The sequence below is a fragment of the Microbacterium sp. JZ70 genome (genome assembly GCF_053903225.1).
In genome coordinates, this window is the sequence record NZ_CP096405.1 from 2,263,637 (window position 1) to 2,281,313 (window position 17,677).

Annotated in this window: 16 protein-coding genes; all 16 read left to right on the forward strand. The window is 72.2% G+C overall.

The window, feature by feature from the left end:
• The first annotated feature begins 27 nt into the window (after nucleotides 1-27).
• The 16 genes from M1D46_RS10355 to M1D46_RS10430 all read left to right on the forward strand — a co-directional run bounded on the left by M1D46_RS10355 (nucleotide 28) and on the right by M1D46_RS10430 (nucleotide 17,607).
• Nucleotides 28-1,386 carry a replication-associated recombination protein A gene (locus M1D46_RS10355; protein WP_324011364.1) on the forward strand — a complete coding sequence of 453 codons (1,359 nt, stop codon included), beginning with the start codon at nucleotides 28-30 and terminating at the stop codon, nucleotides 1,384-1,386.
• A 164-nt stretch (nucleotides 1,387-1,550) separates the two neighbouring features.
• Nucleotides 1,551-2,180, forward strand: coding sequence for a 30S ribosomal protein S4 (gene rpsD / locus M1D46_RS10360; RefSeq protein WP_271171775.1), 630 nt, complete (start codon nucleotides 1,551-1,553; stop codon nucleotides 2,178-2,180).
• A gap of 147 nt (nucleotides 2,181-2,327) precedes the next feature.
• Nucleotides 2,328-2,516, forward strand: a complete 189-nt coding sequence (locus tag M1D46_RS10365; protein WP_271171776.1) for a hypothetical protein — start codon at nucleotides 2,328-2,330, stop codon at nucleotides 2,514-2,516.
• A 71-nt stretch (nucleotides 2,517-2,587) separates the two neighbouring features.
• Nucleotides 2,588-5,245 (forward strand): alanine--tRNA ligase, encoded by a 2,658-nt coding sequence (alaS, locus tag M1D46_RS10370; protein WP_456285485.1) that lies wholly within the window; start codon nucleotides 2,588-2,590, stop codon nucleotides 5,243-5,245.
• Nucleotides 5,242-5,709 (forward strand): Holliday junction resolvase RuvX, encoded by a 468-nt coding sequence (ruvX, locus tag M1D46_RS10375; RefSeq protein ID WP_324011362.1) that lies wholly within the window; start codon nucleotides 5,242-5,244, stop codon nucleotides 5,707-5,709. Before alaS ends, ruvX begins: the two co-directional genes overlap by 4 nt.
• Before the next feature lie 8 nt (nucleotides 5,710-5,717).
• Entirely contained in the window at nucleotides 5,718-7,049 is a 1,332-nt protein-coding gene (gene mltG / locus M1D46_RS10380; RefSeq protein ID WP_456285486.1) for an endolytic transglycosylase MltG, read from the forward strand.
• Nucleotides 7,042-7,899, forward strand: a complete 858-nt coding sequence (locus M1D46_RS10385; protein ID WP_456285487.1) for a shikimate dehydrogenase family protein — start codon at nucleotides 7,042-7,044, stop codon at nucleotides 7,897-7,899. The genes mltG and M1D46_RS10385 overlap by 8 nt, the downstream gene beginning before the upstream one ends.
• A 5-nt stretch (nucleotides 7,900-7,904) precedes the next feature.
• Entirely contained in the window at nucleotides 7,905-9,116 is a 1,212-nt protein-coding gene (gene aroC, locus M1D46_RS10390) for a chorismate synthase (protein ID WP_282977672.1), read from the forward strand.
• Nucleotides 9,100-9,681, forward strand: a complete 582-nt coding sequence (locus M1D46_RS10395; RefSeq protein WP_324011354.1) for a shikimate kinase — start codon at nucleotides 9,100-9,102, stop codon at nucleotides 9,679-9,681. Before aroC ends, M1D46_RS10395 begins: the two co-directional genes overlap by 17 nt.
• Nucleotides 9,678-10,799 (forward strand): 3-dehydroquinate synthase, encoded by a 1,122-nt coding sequence (gene aroB / locus M1D46_RS10400; protein ID WP_456285488.1) that lies wholly within the window; start codon nucleotides 9,678-9,680, stop codon nucleotides 10,797-10,799. The genes M1D46_RS10395 and aroB overlap by 4 nt, the downstream gene beginning before the upstream one ends.
• Nucleotides 10,800-10,854: 55 nt before the next feature.
• On the forward strand, nucleotides 10,855-11,646 hold the full coding sequence (locus tag M1D46_RS10405) for an ABC transporter substrate-binding protein (RefSeq protein ID WP_309299952.1): 792 nt from the start codon (nucleotides 10,855-10,857) through the stop codon (nucleotides 11,644-11,646).
• A gap of 12 nt (nucleotides 11,647-11,658) precedes the next feature.
• Nucleotides 11,659-12,453, forward strand: a complete 795-nt coding sequence (locus M1D46_RS10410; RefSeq protein WP_324011349.1) for an amino acid ABC transporter permease — start codon at nucleotides 11,659-11,661, stop codon at nucleotides 12,451-12,453.
• 17 nt (nucleotides 12,454-12,470) lie between these two features.
• Nucleotides 12,471-13,250, forward strand: a complete 780-nt coding sequence (locus M1D46_RS10415; protein WP_456285489.1) for an amino acid ABC transporter ATP-binding protein — start codon at nucleotides 12,471-12,473, stop codon at nucleotides 13,248-13,250.
• Nucleotides 13,251-13,321: 71 nt separating this feature from the next.
• Entirely contained in the window at nucleotides 13,322-13,882 is a 561-nt protein-coding gene (gene efp / locus M1D46_RS10420; RefSeq protein WP_271171786.1) for an elongation factor P, read from the forward strand.
• Nucleotides 13,883-13,892: 10 nt separating this feature from the next.
• On the forward strand, nucleotides 13,893-14,303 hold the full coding sequence (gene nusB / locus M1D46_RS10425; protein WP_271171787.1) for a transcription antitermination factor NusB: 411 nt from the start codon (nucleotides 13,893-13,895) through the stop codon (nucleotides 14,301-14,303).
• A gap of 16 nt (nucleotides 14,304-14,319) precedes the next feature.
• On the forward strand, nucleotides 14,320-17,607 hold the full coding sequence (locus M1D46_RS10430) for a DEAD/DEAH box helicase (protein WP_456285490.1): 3,288 nt from the start codon (nucleotides 14,320-14,322) through the stop codon (nucleotides 17,605-17,607).
• The last annotated feature ends 70 nt before the right edge of the window (nucleotides 17,608-17,677 follow it).

The following is a 17,677-nucleotide window of genomic DNA, read 5'->3' on the forward strand; positions in this document are numbered from 1 at the left end:
GTCGGCGGTCCGGACTAGCCTGGAACGATGACCTCCGCCTCCGCGCTCTTCCAGGGGCAGACGCCGCTCGCCGTGCGCATGCGCCCGACGTCGCTGAGCGAGGTCGCCGGCCAGGCGCACCTGCTGCGGCCGGGCTCGCCGATCGTCGCCCTCGCCGATCCGAACGCGACCAAGCCCGGCACCGTCTCGGTCATCCTCTGGGGGCCTCCCGGCACGGGGAAGACGACGCTCGCGCAGGCCATCGCGCGCTCGTCGGGCCGCCGCTTCGTCGAGCTGTCGGCGATCACCGCGGGCGTGAAGGATGTGCGCGAGGTCATGCAGGAGGCGCTCAATCAGCGCGACCTGTACGGGCAGTCGACCATCCTCTTCCTCGACGAGATCCACCGGTTCACGAAGGCGCAGCAGGACGCGCTCCTCCCTGGCGTCGAGAACGGCTGGGTCATCCTCATCGCGGCGACCACCGAGAACCCGTCGTTCTCGGTGATCTCGCCGCTGCTGTCGCGCTCGCTCCTCCTCACGCTCCAGCCGCTCACCGACGACGACCTCGGCTCGCTCATCGACCGCGCCGTGTCCGATGCGCGCGGACTCGCCGACGCGGTCGTGCTGGCGCCCGAGGCGCGCGCCGCGCTCATCCAGCTCGCGTCGGGCGACGCGCGACGGGCGCTCACGGCGCTCGAGGCGAGCGCGGGGGTCGCCGCGTCGGAGGCGGCGGACGACCGCGCGACGGCAGAGGAGCGAGACGCCGACGTCCGGCCCCTGATCACCGCCGACCACGTGTCCCAGGCCGTCGACCGCGCGCTCCTGCGGTACGACCGCCAGGGCGACGAGCACTACGACGTCATCAGCGCGTTCATCAAGTCGATCAGGGGCTCCGACCCCGACGCCGCCGTGCACTACCTCGCGCGGATGATCGAGGCGGGGGAGGATCCGCGCTTCATCGCGCGCCGCCTCGTCGTCCACGCCGCGGAGGACATCGGTCTCGCCGACCCGCAGGCGCTCCAGATCGCGGTCGCCGCGGCCGACGCGGTCGCCTTCATCGGCATGCCGGAGGGGCGCATCCCGCTCGCCGAGGCGACGATCTACCTCGCGACCGCGGCGAAGTCGAACGCCGCGTACCGTGCGATCAGCTCGGCGATCGCGGATGTGAAGGCCGGGCGGATGGGGCCCGTGCCGAAGCACCTCCGTGACGCGCACTACGCGGGGGCGAAGCGCCTGGGGCACGGCAAGGGCTACCTCTATCCGCACGACAGCGACGTCGGCGTCGTGCCGCAGCAGTACCTGCCGGATGAGCTCGTCGGCACGCGCTACTACGAGCCGACGAACCACGGCGGCGAGCGCGAGGTGTCGGCGCGGCTCGAGCGCATCCGCCGCATCCTCGAGGGCTGATCGCCGAGCGGCGTCGCCGGCGCGGTCTGATAAGCTGAGTCGGCTCGAAATCCGGGCACATCCCTCTTCGCATTCCTCCGGGCAGTCCGGCGTACGCCCACAACGGGAGAAGAGCGATGTACGTCCGTGTGTCCGCGACAGTCGCGGCCACGTGAAAGGAAACCATGGTCACCAAGTCCCAGGACCGCCGCAAGGTCCGCCTCTCGCGCGCGCTCGGCGTCGCGCTCACCCCGAAGGCCGCGCGCTACCTCGAGAAGCGCCCCTACGGCCCCGGCCAGCACGGCCGCACCAAGCGCAAGGCCGACAGCGACTACGCCGTCCGCCTGCGTGAGAAGCAGCGTCTGCGCGAGCAGTACGGCATCCGCGAGAAGCAGCTGCGCATCGCGTTCAACGAGGCCCGTCGCCAGGACGGCCTGACCGGTGAGAACCTCGTCGAGCTCCTCGAGATGCGCCTCGACGCCCTCGTGCTGCGTTCGGGCTTCGCCCGCACGACGGCGCAGGCTCGCCAGTTCGTGGTGCACCGCCACATCCTCGTCGACGGCAAGATCGTCGACCGTCCCTCGTTCCGCGTGAAGCCGGGCCAGACCATCGAGGTCAAGGCCAAGAGCGAGGCGCTGGAGCCCTTCCAGGTCGCAGCGGCCGGCGGTCACGCCGAGGTCCTGCCCCCGGTCCCGGGCTACATCGAGGTCGAGCTCGACAAGCTCCAGGCGAAGCTCGTGCGTCGTCCGAAGCGCGTCGAGGTGCCCGTCACCTGCGACGTGCAGCTCGTCGTCGAGTACTACGCGGCGCGCTGATCGCGCATCGCGACACGCGTCGGGAGGGCGTCGGGGCTTCGGCCCCGGCGCCCTCTCGCTTTCGCGCTCCCTTTCGGAACTAGGATGGGAGGACGCCGCGCCGCACGCGCGGCGCCGACGGACGCGACGGGCGCGAGGACGGATGACATGAAGAAGCTGCTGTGGTTCCTGCTCGGCATCGGGGGCGGCCTCGTCGTCGCGCACCTCATGAACAAGGACCCCCGCGGCCACGAGCTCCTCGCGGCGATCGACGCGCGCATCGACGAGTTCACCGAGCGCATGTCGGATGCCTACAACGCGGAGGCAGCCCGCCGCGGCGCCGCCGTCGACGCCTGACCCTCGACGTTCCCGCGGCCGCCCGATCGGCGGCCGCTTTCGCACGTACAGCAAGGACGAATCCCCACCTCATGAAGACCGCGGAGATCGCGCAGCGCTACCTCGACTACTTCGAGAAGAACGACCACACCATCGTGCCCTCGGCGTCGCTCGTGAGCGACGACCCGTCGATCATGTTCACGATCGCGGGCATGGTGCCGTTCATCCCGTACCTGACGGGAGTGGTGCCGGCACCGTACCCGCGCGCGGCCGATGTGCAGAAGTGCATCCGGACGAACGACATCGAGGAGGTCGGCAAGACCGCCCGCCACGGCACGTTCTTCCAGATGCTCGGCAACTGGTCGTTCGGCGACTACTTCAAGGAGGGCGCGATCGCGTACGCGTGGGAGCTCCTCACGACGAGCGAGGCGGATGGCGGGCTCGGGTTCGCCGAGCGCGACCTGTGGGTCACGGTGTACGAGGACGACGACGAGGCCGCCGCGCTGTGGCGGAAGGTCGCCGGCATCCCCGCGGAGCGCATCCAGCGACTCGGGCGCGCGGACAACTTCTGGACGACCGGCCAGCCGGGACCGGCCGGACCGTGCTCGGAGATCTACGTCGACCGGGGCCCCGCCTACGGCCGCGACGGCGGGCCCGCGGTCGACGACAGCCGCTTCCTCGAGATCTGGAACCTCGTGTTCATGCAGAACGCGATCGAGAACGTGCGGTCCAAGACCGAGTTCGACATCGTCGGCGAGCTGCCGAAGAAGAACATCGACACGGGCATGGGTCTCGAGCGCGTCGCGTTCCTCAAGCAGGGCGTCGAGAACATGTACGAGACCGACCAGGTGCGTCCCGTGCTCGACCGCGCGGTCGAGCTCTCCGGCCGCCGCTACGGGGTCGACCACGGCGACGACGTGCGCTTCCGCGTGATCGCCGACCACGTCCGCTCGTCGCTCATGCTCCTCAGCGACGGTGTCACGCCGTCGAACGAGGGCCGGGGCTACATCCTGCGCCGGCTCATGCGGCGCACGGTCCGCTCGATGCGCCTGCTCGGCGTCGAGGAGGCCACCTTCCCCGCGCTCTTCGAGGCGTCGCGCGACGCCATGAAGGCCGGCTACCCCGAGGTCGAGTCCGACTGGCAGCGGATCTCGTCGTACGCCTTCGCCGAGGAGGAGACCTTCCTGCGCACGCTCACGGCGGGCTCGACCATCCTCGACACGGCCGTGTCGAAGACGAAGGCGGCTGGCGGCACGACGCTCGCGGGCCCCGAGGCGTTCCTCCTGCACGACACCTACGGCTTCCCGATCGACCTCACCCTCGAGATCGCCGAGGAGGCCGGACTCGGCGTCGACCGCGACGCCTTCGACGCGCTCATGCAGGAGCAGAAGCAGCGCGCGAAGGCCGACGCCCGCTCCCGCAAGCGCGCGATCGCCGACGTCGGCGTGTACCGCGAGTTCCGCGCGCTCGGTGAGACCCAGTTCACGGGGTACACCGATCTCGAGACCGAGTCGACCGTGCTCGGCGTGCTCGTCGACGGCCTCAGCGTGCCGCAGGCGCTCCAGGGGCAGATCGCCGAGGTCATCCTCGCGGAGACCTCGCTGTACGCCGAGTCGGGCGGACAGGTCGCCGACAAGGGCACGATCGTGGGCCCGGGCTTCGAGCTCGAGGTGCTCGACGTCCAGCGCCCGGTCGCGGGCCTCGTGAGCCACACGGTCGAGGTCACGCGCGGCGAGGTCGGCGTCGGCCAGCCCGCGACGACGGTCGTCGACGCGGCGAACCGCCGCGCCGCGACGCAGGCGCACTCCGCGACGCACCTCGTGCACGCCGCGCTGCGCGACACGCTCGGCAAGGGCGCGACGCAGGCCGGCTCGCTCAATCGCGCGGGATACCTCCGCTTCGACTTCACGTGGGGGCAGGCGCTGAGCCCCGCCACGCGGAGCGAGATCGAGGAGATCGCCAACAACGCCGTGCGGGACAACCTCGAGGTGACCACGCGCGTGCTGTCGCTGGACGAGGCGAAGGCCGCGGGCGCGATGGCGCTGTTCGGCGAGAAGTACGGCGAGAAGGTCCGGATGGTCGACATCGGCGGACCGTGGTCGCGCGAGCTCTGCGGCGGCACGCACGTGTCGACGTCGGCGGAGGTGGGGCTCATCAGCATCACGGGCGAGTCCTCGGTCGGCGCGTCCAACCGCCGGGTCGAGGCTCTGGTCGGGCTCGACGCGTTCCGCGAGCTGACCGCCGAGCGCGCTCTCGTGAACGAGCTCACGGCCGCCCTCAAGACGCCGAAGGAGCAGCTGCCGGCGCGGGTCTCCGAGCTCGCCGCCGCCCTCAAGGCGGCTGAGAAGCGGATCGCCCAGTTCGAGGCGAAGGCCCTCGCCGAGCGCGTGCCGGCCCTCGCGGACGCCGCGGTGCGCACGGGCGCCTACCGGGTCGTCGCGGAGTCCCTCGGATCGGTCGGCTCGCCCGACGACGTGCGCGGCCTCGTGACGCAGGTGCGCGACCGGCTCGGGGCGGATGCGGCCGTGGTGGCCCTCGGCGCCGAGGTGTCGGGACGGCCCGTGGTCATCGTCGCGACCAACGAGGCTGCCCGGAGCGCCGGCGCGAAGGCCGGCGCGCTCGCGAAGGCCGCAGCCGCCGCTCTCGGCGGCGGCGGAGGCGGGCGCGACGACATGGCGCAGGGCGGCGGCGCCGACGCGACCGCCCTGCCGGCCGCGCTCGACGCGGTGCGCGCGGGTCTCGCTGCATGACCGGGTTCCGCCGGGGCGTCCGCCTCGGCGTCGACGTGGGGAAGGCGCGCGTCGGCGTCGCGCGGTGCGACCCCGACGGGATGCTCGCCGTGCCGGTCGAGACCGTGCCGCGCGACGACCGCTCGATCGCGCGGCTCGTCGAGCTCGCGGCCGAGCACGAGCCGGTCGAGATCGTCGTCGGGCTCCCGCTCAACATGCGCGGCGACGACACGCCCTCGACGCAGGATGCACGGGACTTCGCCGCCGAGCTCGCGACCGCGCAGGCGGCGCCCGTGCGCATGGTCGACGAGCGGCTCAGCACCGTGAGCGCTCACACGGCGCTGCGGCAGTCCGGCCGATCCCAGAAGGGGTCGCGTAGCATTGTCGACCAGGTCGCCGCGGTCGTGCTGCTGCAGCACGCGGTCGACACGGAGAAGCAGACGGGGGTCGCCCCCGGGATCGCCGTCCGCACCGGTTTGGAGTAGACATCCGCATGCCCGATTCCCCCGATCCCCGCGCCGAGCGCGCCCTCACCCGGCGCGAGCGCCGTGAGCGCGAGCTCGCGGCGGAGGCGCGGCGCAAGCTGCCCAGCGCCGCGGCGCACGACGTCGCGGGCGCTGCCGCGCCCCTCGCCGGTCCGGCCCCCGAACGGCAGGCGGCGGAGCCCGCACCCGAGGACCGGCGTCCGGCCGGCCTCGAGGACCTGTTCGCCCCCGAGCACGCGGAGCGCCCGGCGAAGCGCAGGGGAAGCCGGCTCGGCTGCCTCATCTCCGCGCTCATCGTCCTCCTCCTGCTCGGCGGCGTCGTCGCGGGCGGTCTGTGGGTCTGGAGCGCATACGGCGAGCGCATCGCGTCGGTGATGGGATGGGACGGCCCGCACGACTACGAGGAGGGGCAGGCGACCGGCGAGGCGCTCGTCACGATCTCCGAGGGCGACACCGGAGAGGCCATCTCGGAGACGCTGCACGAGGCCGGCGTCACGCTCGAGAGCGACTCCTTCTACCGCCACCTCATCGAGACCGGCGACGAGACGACCTTCCAGCCCGGCGTGTACCAGCTGCAGAGGAAGATGACCTCGGCTGCCGCGCTCGAGGCTCTGAACGACCCCGCGACGCGCCTCGAGAACACGGTGCTCATCACGGAGGGCAGCTTCGCCGCCGACGCGCTCGAGAACATCGCAGAGGTCACCGACATCCCGCTCGAGGAGCTCCAGGCCGCGGCGGAGGACTACACGCGGTTCGGCATCCCCGACGAGGCGCCGAGCATCGAGGGATACCTGTTCCCCGCGACGTACACGTTCGATCCCGACGCGACCGCGGACGACGTCATCCGCGTGCTCGTGGACGAGATGTTCGAGCGCCTCGACGCACAGGGCGTCGCGCCCGAGAACCGCTTCGAGATCCTCACGATGGCCGCGCTCGTGCAGCGCGAGGCCGGCGGCGAGGACGACATGCCCAAGATCGCGCGCGTGTTCTACAACCGCGTCGAGCAGGGCATGCTCCTGCAGTCCGACGCGACGGTCGCCTACGGCGCCGACAGCACCCACACCGTGTGGACGACCGACGAGCAGCGCGCCGACGCGTCGAACCCGTACAACACGTACGTGCACGAGGGGCTGCCCGCAGGACCCATCGGCCTCCCCGGCGAGGCCGCGATCGCCGCGGCCATCTCGCCCGCCGACGGGGACTGGCTGTACTTCGTGCCGGTCGACCTCGCCACCGGCGAGACCGTGTTCTCGAGCACCCTCGCCGAGCACGAGGCCGCCGTGGCACGCCTCCAGGAGTGGTGCAGGGCGAGCGAGGAGAACTCGACCTACTGTGAGTGAGATCCGTCTCGAGGTCTGGGGCGACCCGATCGCGCACAGCCGCTCGCCGCAGCTCCACGGGGCCGCGTACCGCGTGCTCGGGCTCGACTGGGTCTTCGAGCGGCGGCGGGTCTCCCGCGACGCGTTCGACGCCGCTCTCGCGGAGCGCGCATGGCGCGGTCTCGCCGTGACGATGCCGCTCAAGGAGCAGGCGCACCGCGCGGCGGCGTGGCGCGGGCGACGCGCCGAGCTCACGGGCGCGGTCAACACGCTGTTCTTCGGCACGCCGTCACCCGACCTGCCGGGCATCGCGCAGTGGGACGGCGAGGGCCCGGTCGGGTTCAACACCGACGTCGGCGGGATCGTCCGCGCGCTCGACGAGCTCGGCATCAGGCGGCTCGAGACCGCGCGCATCGCGGGGGCGGGAGCGACCGCGTCCTCCGCGCTCGTCGCGGTGGGGGAGATGGGCGCGCGTCGCGTCGACGTCGTCGCCCGCAGCGCCGAGCGCGCGGCGCCGCTCGTGGCGATCGGCGAGCGCGCGGGGATCGACGTGCGGGTGTCGTCGTTCGACCATCCGCACGCGCCGGTCGACCTCACGATCGCGACGCTCCCCGGCGGGGCGGAGCTGCCCGGTGCGCAGGCCGACCGCCTCGCGGCGGCCGGAGGGCCGCTCTTCGACGTGGCGTACGCGCCGTGGCCGTCCGCGCTCGCCCGACGCTGGGCGGACGGCGATGCGCACTCGGGTCTCGGGATGCTGCTGCACCAGGCCGTTCTGCAGGTGCGGATCTTCACGACGGGCGACCCCGAGGCGCCCCTCGACCGCGAGGACGAGGTCGTGGCCGCGATGCGCTCCGCGCTCATGGGAGACTAGTGGCCATGCTCCGCGTGCTGACCGCCGGCGAATCGCACGGCCCCGAACTCATCGCCATCATGGAGGGACTGCCCGCAGGCGTCCCCGTCACGGCCTCCGCCATCCAGGAAGACCTGCAGCGCCGCAAGCTGGGCTACGGGCGCGGATCGCGCATGAAGTTCGAGCAGGACGAGCTGTCGATCTCGGGCGGCATCCGCCACGGCCTCAGCATGGGCAGCCCGATCGCCCTGCGCATCGGCAACACCGAGTGGCCGAAGTGGACCGAGGTGATGAGCGCGGAGCCCGTCGAGCTCACCGAGAAGTCGCGCGGCCGCGGTGCCCCGCTCACCCGGCCGCGCCCCGGGCACGCCGACCTCGTCGGCATGCAGAAGTACGGCTTCGACGAGGCGCGGCCGATCCTCGAGCGCGCGAGCGCCCGCGAGACCGCCGCCCGCGTCGCACTCGGCGCCGTGGCGCGGTGCTTCCTCGGCGAGCTGGGCATCCGCCTCGTGAGCCACACGCTGTCGATCGGCCCCGTGCGCGTGCCGGAGGACGCGCCGCTCCCCGCGCCCGACGACGTCGCCGCGCTCGACGCGGATCCGCTGCGCTGCTTCGACGCGGACACGAGCGCGCGGATGGTCGCCGAGGTCGATGCCGCCAAGAAGGACGGCGACACGCTCGGCGGCATCGTCGAGGTGCTCGCGTACGGCCTGCCCCCGGGGCTCGGCTCGCACGTGCACTGGGACCGCCGCCTCGACGCGAAGCTCGCGCAGGCGCTCATGAGCATCCAGGCGATCAAGGGCGTCGAGGTCGGCGACGGCTTCGAGACCACCCGGCGCCGCGGGTCGCAGGCGCACGACGAGCTGTTCGCCGGCGACGACGGCATCGTGCGCGGCTCCGACCGCGCGGGCGGCACCGAGGGCGGGATGTCCACGGGCACGATCCTGCGCGTGCGGGCCGGCATGAAGCCGATCGCGACCGTGCCGCACGCGCTCCGGACGATCGACGTCGCGACCGGCGACACCGCGTCGGCGCATCACCAGCGCTCCGACGTCTGCGCCGTGCCGGCCGCCGGCGTCGTCGCCGAGGCGATGACGGCGATCGTGCTGGCCGAGGCCGTGCTCGAGAAGTTCGGCGGCGACTCGGTCGCCGAGACGCGCCGCAACCTCGAGGCCTACCTCGCCGCGATCCCCGAGACGCAGCGCACGGCCGCCCTCGCGCATGACGCCGTCCTCTGACGGCCACGCGGCAGGCGCGATCGTCTTCGTCGGCCCGATGGGCGCCGGCAAGTCGAGCCTCGGCAAGCGCGTCGCGCGCGCGCTCGGTCTCCCGTTCACCGACACCGACACCGCGATCGTGCGCGCGCACGGCCCGATCGCCGAGCTCTTCGCGCGCGAGGGCGAGGCGCGGTTCCGCGAGATCGAGCGCGAGGCCGTGCGCACGGCGCTCGAGGGGGGCGGCGTCGTCGCGCTCGGGGGAGGCGCCGTCCTCTCCGCCGAGACGCGCGAGCGCCTGCGTGCGCACCGCGTCGTGCTCCTGACGGTCGACGAGACCGCGATCGCCCACCGCATCCGGGGGCACAAGCGCCCGCTGCTCAACGGCGACGTCGATCCGGTGGCCGAGTGGACGCGCATCCGCGCCGAGCGCGAGCCCCTGTACGCCGAGGTGGCGGACGCCGTGTTCGACACGTCGCGCGGCCCGACCCAGCGCACGGTCGAGCGGATCGTGGCGTGGCTGCGCGGCGACGAGCCGGCCGACGACGAGACGACAGCGCGCGCGGCGCGCACGGAGGAGGAGTCATGAGCGACACCGTGATCAGCGTGGCCGGCACGCCAGGGTACGACGTCATCGTCGGCAGCGGGGTGCTCGCGCGCCTCGGCGAGGTGCTCCCGCCGGCTGCGAAGAAGGTGCTCGTCGTGCACCAGCCCTCGCTCGGGGCGCGCGCGGAGGAGCTGCGCGAGAGCCTCATGGGCGACACGGGGCGCGAGGTCCTCCTCGCCGAGGTTCCCGACGCGGAGCAGGCCAAGCGCGTCGAGGTCGCCGCGTTCTGCTGGCAGATCATGGGCCAGGCCGACTTCACGCGCACGGACGCGGTCGTCGGGCTCGGCGGTGGCGCCGTGACCGACCTCGCGGGCTTCGTCGCGGCCACGTGGCTGCGCGGCGTCGACGTCGTGCAGATCCCCACGACCGTCCTCGGCATGGTCGATGCGGCCGTCGGCGGCAAGACCGGCATCAACACCGCGGAGGGCAAGAACCTCGTCGGCGCGTTCTGGGCGCCCCGCGCCGTGCTGTGCGACCTCGACCTCCTCGCGACCCTGCCGCAGAACGAGGCCGTCGCGGGATTCGCCGAGGTCGTGAAGGCCGGCTTCATCCGGTACCCGGAGATCCTCGACATCGTCGAGGCCGATCCGGCCCGTGCGACCGACCCGTCGACCCCCGAGTTCCGCCGCTGCATCGAGCTCGCGATCCGGATGAAGGCCGACGTCGTGGGGGAGGACTTCCGCGAGTCGGGCGTGCGCGAGACGCTCAACTACGGCCACACCCTGGGCCACGCGATCGAGCACGCGGAGCGCTACCGCTGGCGGCACGGCGCGGCCGTCTCGATCGGCATGATGTACGCCGCCGAGCTGTCGCGACTCGCCGGCCGGCTCTCGGATGCCTCCGTCGACCGCCACCGCGCCATCCTCACCGCGCTCGGGCTGCCCACGACGTACCGGATGGGCGCGTGGACGCAGCTGCTGGCCACCATGCAGCGCGACAAGAAGGCGCGCGCGGGCATGCTGCGGTTCGTGCTCCTCGACGACATCGGGAAGCCGACGGTCGCGCAGGCGCCCGACGAGTCGCTCCTCTTCGCGGCATACCAGGAGATCGGCGAGGAGGACGCGGGTCGCATCCTCCAGGCCGGCCGACCCCGTGACTAGGATGTCCCAACAGCACCCGAGAGTCCCTCTCGTCACCCAGAAGGAAGGCGTCGCGATGATGCAGCTCCGCTCCCGTGCGATCACCGCACTGCTCGTCACCGGCACGGCCGGCCTCGCCCTCGCAGGATGCGCCTCCGGCGCCGGCGAGGAGCCGGCCGAGGAGGGCGGCGTCTCCCTCGTCGAGCCCGGCACGTTCACCGTCTGCTCCGACATCCCCTACGAGCCGTTCGAGTTCATCGACGACAACGGCGACACCGTCGGCTTCGACATCGACATCGCCAACGAGATCGCGGCCGACCTGGACGCCGAGCTCGAGGTGATCGTCGACTCGTTCGAGTCCATCCAGTCGGGCCTGTCGTTCGACAAGTGCGACGCGGCGATCTCCTCGATCTCGATCACCGAGGAGCGCAAGGGCAACATGGACTTCTCCGAGCCCTACATGGACGACGACCTCACGCTCATCGCGAGCGCGGACTCCGGCATCACCGACCTCGAGTCGGCGGTCGGCAAGCAGGTCGGCGTGCAGTCGGGGACGACGGGCGAGGCGTACGCGCAGGAGAACGGCATCTCGCCGATCGGCTTCGAGAACGCCGGCCTCCAGCTCGAGGCGCTCAAGGCCGGGACGGTCGACGCCGTGCTCGGGAACGTCTCGGTCCTCGCATACGGCGTGAAGGACGAGGAGGGCTTCGAGCGCGTGGCCGACTTCGAGACCGGCGAGAAGCTCGGCATCGCGGTCGAGAAGGGCGACACGGCGCTGCTCGAGGTCGTGAACGGCACCCTGCAGCGCCTGACCGAGTCCGGCGAGCTCGACGAGCTCAAGGCGACCTGGTTCGGCGAGGGCTCCTAGGCGGGGCGCCCGATGGCACTCACCGCACGCCAGCGCGCGCGGACGGCGCAGTACGCGCAGGCCGGGGTCTTCGTCGCGCTGATCGTCGTCCTGGCGATCGTCATCGACTGGCCGCGGATCCTCGACTCGTTCTTCGACTTCCCGGCCGTGGCGGGGATGTTCCCCGGGATCATCCTCGTCGGGCTCAAGAACACGATCGTCTACACGATCGTGTCCTTCGCGCTCGGCCTCGCGCTCGGGATGCTCCTGGCGCTCATGAAGCTGTCGTCGTTCGCGCCGTACCGCTGGATCGCGACCGCGTACATCGAGTTCTTCCGCGGCATCCCCGCGCTGCTCGTGTTCATCGCCTTCGGGTTCGGCGTGCCGGCCGCGTTCCCGGGGACGCGCTGGCCGACGATCCTCGTCGTGATGCTCTCGCTCGGGATCGTCGCCGCCGCGTACATCGCCGAGACGCTCAGGGCGGGCCTGCAGGCCGTCCCGCGCGGCCAGTACGAGGCCGCGCGGTCGCTCGGGATGCCCGGATGGCGCGCGATGCTCACGATCGTCATCCCGCAGGCGTTCCGGATGGTGCTGCCCCCGCTGACGAACGAGTTCATCCTCGTCACGAAGGACACGTCGCTCATCTACGTGATCGGCCTCGCCGCCGAGAGCTTCGAGCTCACCAAGCTCGGCCGCGACGGCATCCTGCAGTACGGCGCCGGCATCACCCCGCTCGTCGTCGCGGGCGCCATGTACCTCATCATCACGCTGCCGCTCAGCCAGCTGTCGCGGCGCTTCGAGTCGCGCTCGGCGCGGACCAGGCGATAGACGTCGGAGGACGAGACATGACCGGCACATCCGAGAACGCCGCGCAGTTCGGCGTCGTGATCCGCGGCCTGCGGAAGTCGTACGGCTCGAACGAGGTGCTCAAGGGCATCGACCTCGAGGTCGCTCCCGGGGAGGTCGTGTGCCTCATCGGGCCGTCGGGCTCGGGCAAGTCGACGCTGCTGCGCTGCGTCAACCTCCTCGAGGAGCCGACCGACGGCGCGATCGAGGTCGGCGGCCGCGAGGTCACCGACCCCGACCTCGACATCGACGAGCTGCGCCGCCACGTGGGGATGGTGTTCCAGCAGTTCAACCTCTTCCCGCACCTCACGGTGCTCGAGAACTGCACGGTCGCGCAGCTCAAGGTCCTGCGGCGGCCGAAGGCGGAGGCCGAGCGCATCGCGCAGGCCAACCTCGACCGCGTGGGGCTGGGCGCCCTCGCGGGACGGTACCCCGACCAGCTGTCGGGCGGCCAGCAGCAGCGCGTCGCGATCGCGCGGTCGCTCTCGATGGACCCCCACCTCATGCTGTTCGACGAGCCGACTTCGGCGCTCGATCCCGAGACGGTCGGCGACGTGCTCGCGATCATGCGGCAGCTGGCCGACGACGGCATGACGATGCTCGTGGTCACCCACGAGATGGAGTTCGCGCGGGTCGTCGCGGACCGCGTCGTCTTCATGGACGGCGGCGTCGTCGTGGAGGAGGGCCCGGCGGCGCAGGTGATCGGCAGCCCGCAGACCCCGCGCATGCAGGACTTCCTGAAGCGGGTCATCCATCCGACGCACGTCGATCTGAACTAGGATCTTCTCTCGGCCCGTCCGCGGGCCCTGAGTTCTCTCGACGAATCCACACGAACGGATCACTTACGCACATGGCATCCACCGCAGACATCAAGAACGGCGTCGTCCTCGCCATCGACGGACAGCTCTGGAGCGTGGTGGAGTTCCAGCACGTCAAGCCCGGCAAGGGCGGCGCCTTCGTGCGCACCAAGCTGAAGAACGTCGTGTCCGGCAAGGTGGTCGACCGCACGTTCAACGCGGGCGCCAAGGTCGACATCCAGAACGTCGACCGCCGCGACTTCACGTACCTCTACAACGACGGCGACTCGTTCGTCTTCATGGACGCGACGGACTACGACCAGATCAACGTGCCGGCCGCTGTCGTCGGCGACGCGTCGAACTACCTGCTCGAGAACCAGCTCGTCACGATCGCGCTGCACGACGGCCAGCCGCTGTACCTCGACATGCCGGCGTCGGTCGTGCTCGAGATCACGTACACCGAGCCCGGCCTGCAGGGCGACCGCTCGTCGGCCGGCACGAAGCCCGCGACCGTCGAGACGGGCGCGGAGATCCAGGTCCCGCTGTTCCTCGAGACCGGCACGAAGGTCAAGGTCGACACCCGCACGGGCGACTACCTCGGCCGCGTGAACTGAAGCCGCGCGAGTGAGCGCACGCACCAAGGCGCGCAAGCGCGCCCTCGACATCCTCTTCTCCTCGGACGTCCGCGGCGACGCCCTCGAGGTGACGCTCGCCGCGGAGGCGAAGCGCGCGGCGGGGGAGCCCGCCCGACAGGCGTCGTGGCTGTACGCGCGCGACATCGTCGACGGCGTGATCGACCACCGCGACGAGATCGACGAGCAGATCACGACGCACAGCCGCGACTGGAGACTCGAGCGCATGCCCGCGGTCGACCGGGCGCTGCTGCGCATCGGCACGTGGGAGATCCTCTTCAACGACGAGGTCCCGACGGCCGTCGCGATCGACGAGGCCGTGGAGCTCGCCAAGGAGCTCTCCACCGAGGAGTCCGGCGCCTTCGTGCACGGCGTCCTCGCGCGCATCGCGCGCTCGAACTGACCTCGGTCCGCTCCGCGTGCCCGCGCCGTACGTCCCCGTCGACGCCATCCGCAGGATGGCGGACGACGGAGCGTACGCGCGCGGGCTCGCGTACTTCCAGGAGGGCGCGGTCGAGCACGCGCGGTGGATGACCGACGGCGTCACCCTGACCGCGCGCGTCGCCGGATCGTCGGCGCGCAGCTACACCGTGCGGGTGCGGTTCGACGCGCGGACGTCGGCGATCGTCGCATCGCAGTGCAGCTGCCCCCTGCGCAGCCGCTGCAAGCACGTCGTCGCGGCGCTGCTCGCGGGCAACGCGCAGCAGCGGAACGCCGCGCAGGGGCGGCGCCCCGACGGAGCCGGCGCCTCGTGGCGCAGCCTCGTGACGCCCGCCGAGACCGCGGCGGCGCCCGACACGGTCCCGCTCGCGCTCGGGGTCGAGCTCCGGCACCGGCCAGCGCGCTCGGCGGGAGGATGGCAGGCGCGGCGCGCCGAGGCCGCGCATCCGCGTCAGCTCGAGCGCGGCACGGCCGGCGAGCTGTTCGTGGGGCTGCGGCCGCTCCTGCGCAGCGACCGCTCGGGCGCGTGGATCAAGGGCGACGCGTCGTGGGACGCGGTCCGACGCCCCGGCAGCCGATTCCCGCACGCGCAGTCGCGCTGGTTCGCCGAGCTCTACAGCATCGCGCGCGACGTGTTCCGGCTCGACGCGTTCGGCGACGGATCGGAGTGGCTCACGCTCGACTCGATCCCGTCCGCCCTGCTCTGGACGCACCTGCGCGCGGCCGACGGCCTCGGCATCCCCCTCGTGCCGACGCAGAAGCTCCTCGACGTGCGGCTCGCGCGGTCGGCGTCCGCGCGGGTGCGCATCGACGAGGCGGACGATGGCGCGCTGAGCGTGCGGGCGGAGATCGAGATCGACGGCGCGCCGGTCGACCTCGCCTCGGTCCGCCCTGTCGCGCGCTCGGGCGTCTACGCGTTCGCTTCTGAGGGCGGACGCATCTCCCTCACGCTCGCACCGGTCGCACTGGCCGATCCGGTCGCCCTCCTCGTCGGCGCGCAGGGCGAGCTCGACGTGCCGGCCGAGGATGCGGAGGAGTTCGTCCGCGACGCCCTGCCCGTGATCGCGCGCCGGGTCGAGGTGCGCGCTCCCGAGGGCATCGAGGTGCCGGAGCGGCCGGCTCCGCAGGCGGTGATCGCCGTGACGTTCCATCCCGGCGACCGCACGACGTACGCGCTGTCGTGCGCCTACGCGGGGCTCGCGCGCCATCCGCTGGGCGAGCCGGGCGGCCCGGCCTCGCCGGACCCGGATCGGGACGGCGCGGCCGAGGCGGCGCTCGCGGAGCGCATCGCGCGCGCGTGGGAGGGCGCTGCCGACGTGCCGTTCGCCCCGTCGGGCGAGCTGCGCGACGTCGACGCGGCGGAGTTCTCGGAGCGCATCCTGCCCGCGCTCGAGGCGGAGGGCGTCCGCGTCGAGACGAGCGGCTCGCGGCGGCGGTACCGCGAGCTCGCCGGCGTGCCAGAGATCTCGGTCTCGACCGTCGAGAGCACCGACGCCGACTGGTTCGATCTCGGCGTCGTCGTGACCATCGACGGCCGCCGCATCCCGTTCGCCCCGCTCTTCACCGCGATCAGCCAGCGCCGCAAGAAGCTGCTGCTCGCCGACGGCGACTACTTCTCGCTCGCGCACCCGGCGCTGCAGCGGCTCCGCGATCTCGTGGACGAGGCCGCGACACTGTCGGAGTGGGAGGCCGGACCGCGCATCAGCCGCTATCAGACGGCGCTCTGGGCGGACTTCGAGGACCTCGCAGACGAGTCCGCGCCGGCGGCGTCGTGGCGCGCGACGGCCGAGGGCCTGCGCGACATCGACCGGATCGAGCCGACCCCGCCGCCCGCGGGGCTCGCAGCACGTCTGCGGCCCTACCAGCAGGCGGGTCTCGACTGGCTCGCGTTCCTGTGGCGGCATCGCCTGGGCGGGATCCTCGCCGACGACATGGGGCTCGGCAAGACGATCCAGATGCTCGCGCTCATCCTGCACACGCGCGAGGCGGGGGAGCGGCGCCCGTTCCTCGTCGTCGCGCCCACGTCCGTCACCGCGACCTGGCGCGACGAGGCGGCGCGCTTCGCGCCATCGCTGCGCGTCCACCGGATCGACGCGACGCGCACGAAGCGGTCGGGCACGCTCGCCGACGCCGCGGCCGAGGCCGACGTCGTCGTGACGTCGTATGCGCTGCTGCGGCTCGACGCGGCGGAGTACGCGGGGGTCGAGTGGGCGGGCCTCATCCTCGACGAGGCGCAGTTCGCGAAGAACCCGCAGACGGGCGTGCACCGGGCGGCGGCCGATCTCCGAGCCGACGTGACGTTCGCCGTGACGGGCACCCCGCTCGAGAACGGGCTCTCCGAGCTCTGGGCGCTCCTCTCGCTCGCGGCCCCCGGGCTGTTCCCCTCGGCACGGCGGTTCCGCGAGGAGTACATCGGGCCGATCGAGAAGGGGAAGGTCCCCGAGAACCAGGAGGGCGCCGACTACCGCGAGCGCCGCCTCGCCCGCCTGCGCCGCCGCATCCGCCCCCTCATGCTCCGGCGCACGAAGGAGCTCGTCGCGGACGACCTGCCGCCCAAGCAGGAGCAGAGGCTGCACGTCGAGCTGAGCGCCGCGCACCGCGAGGTGTACGACACCGTGCTGCAGCGCGAGCGCCAGAAGGTCCTCGGGCTGCTCGACGACCTCGACCGCAATCGCTTCATCGTGTTCCGGTCGCTCACCCTCCTGCGCCTGCTGAGCCTCGCGCCCGAGCTCGTCGATCCCGCGCACGCGCACATCCCCTCGAGCAAGCTCGACGCGCTCGTCGAGCAGCTGTCCGAGGTCATCGCCGAGGGGCACAGGGCGCTCGTCTTCAGCCAGTTCACGTCGTACCTCGACATCGTCGCCGCGCGACTCGATCGCGAGGGCGTCGCGCACGCGCACCTCGACGGCTCGACCCGTGACCGTCCCGCCGTCGTGGAGTCCTTCCGCTCGGGCGACGCGCCGGTCTTCCTCATCAGCCTCAAGGCCGGCGGATTCGGGCTCACGCTCACGGAAGCCGACTACGTGTACCTCCTCGACCCCTGGTGGAACCCCGCGGCTGAGGCGCAGGCCGTCGACCGCGCGCATCGCATCGGGCAGACCAAGCAGGTGATGGTCTACCGGATGATCGCGGCCGACACGATCGAGGAGAAGGTCATGGCCCTGCAGGAGCGCAAGGCGCGCCTGTTCTCGGCGGTCATGGACGACGACGCGCTCTTCTCGCAGGCGCTCACGGCCGACGACATCCGTGGCCTGCTCGAGCCCTGACGCGCACCCGGTAGACTGGAGCCATCTGCACCTTTAACACCGTCCCGTGAGGCGGAGAAGGGAGCGGCGG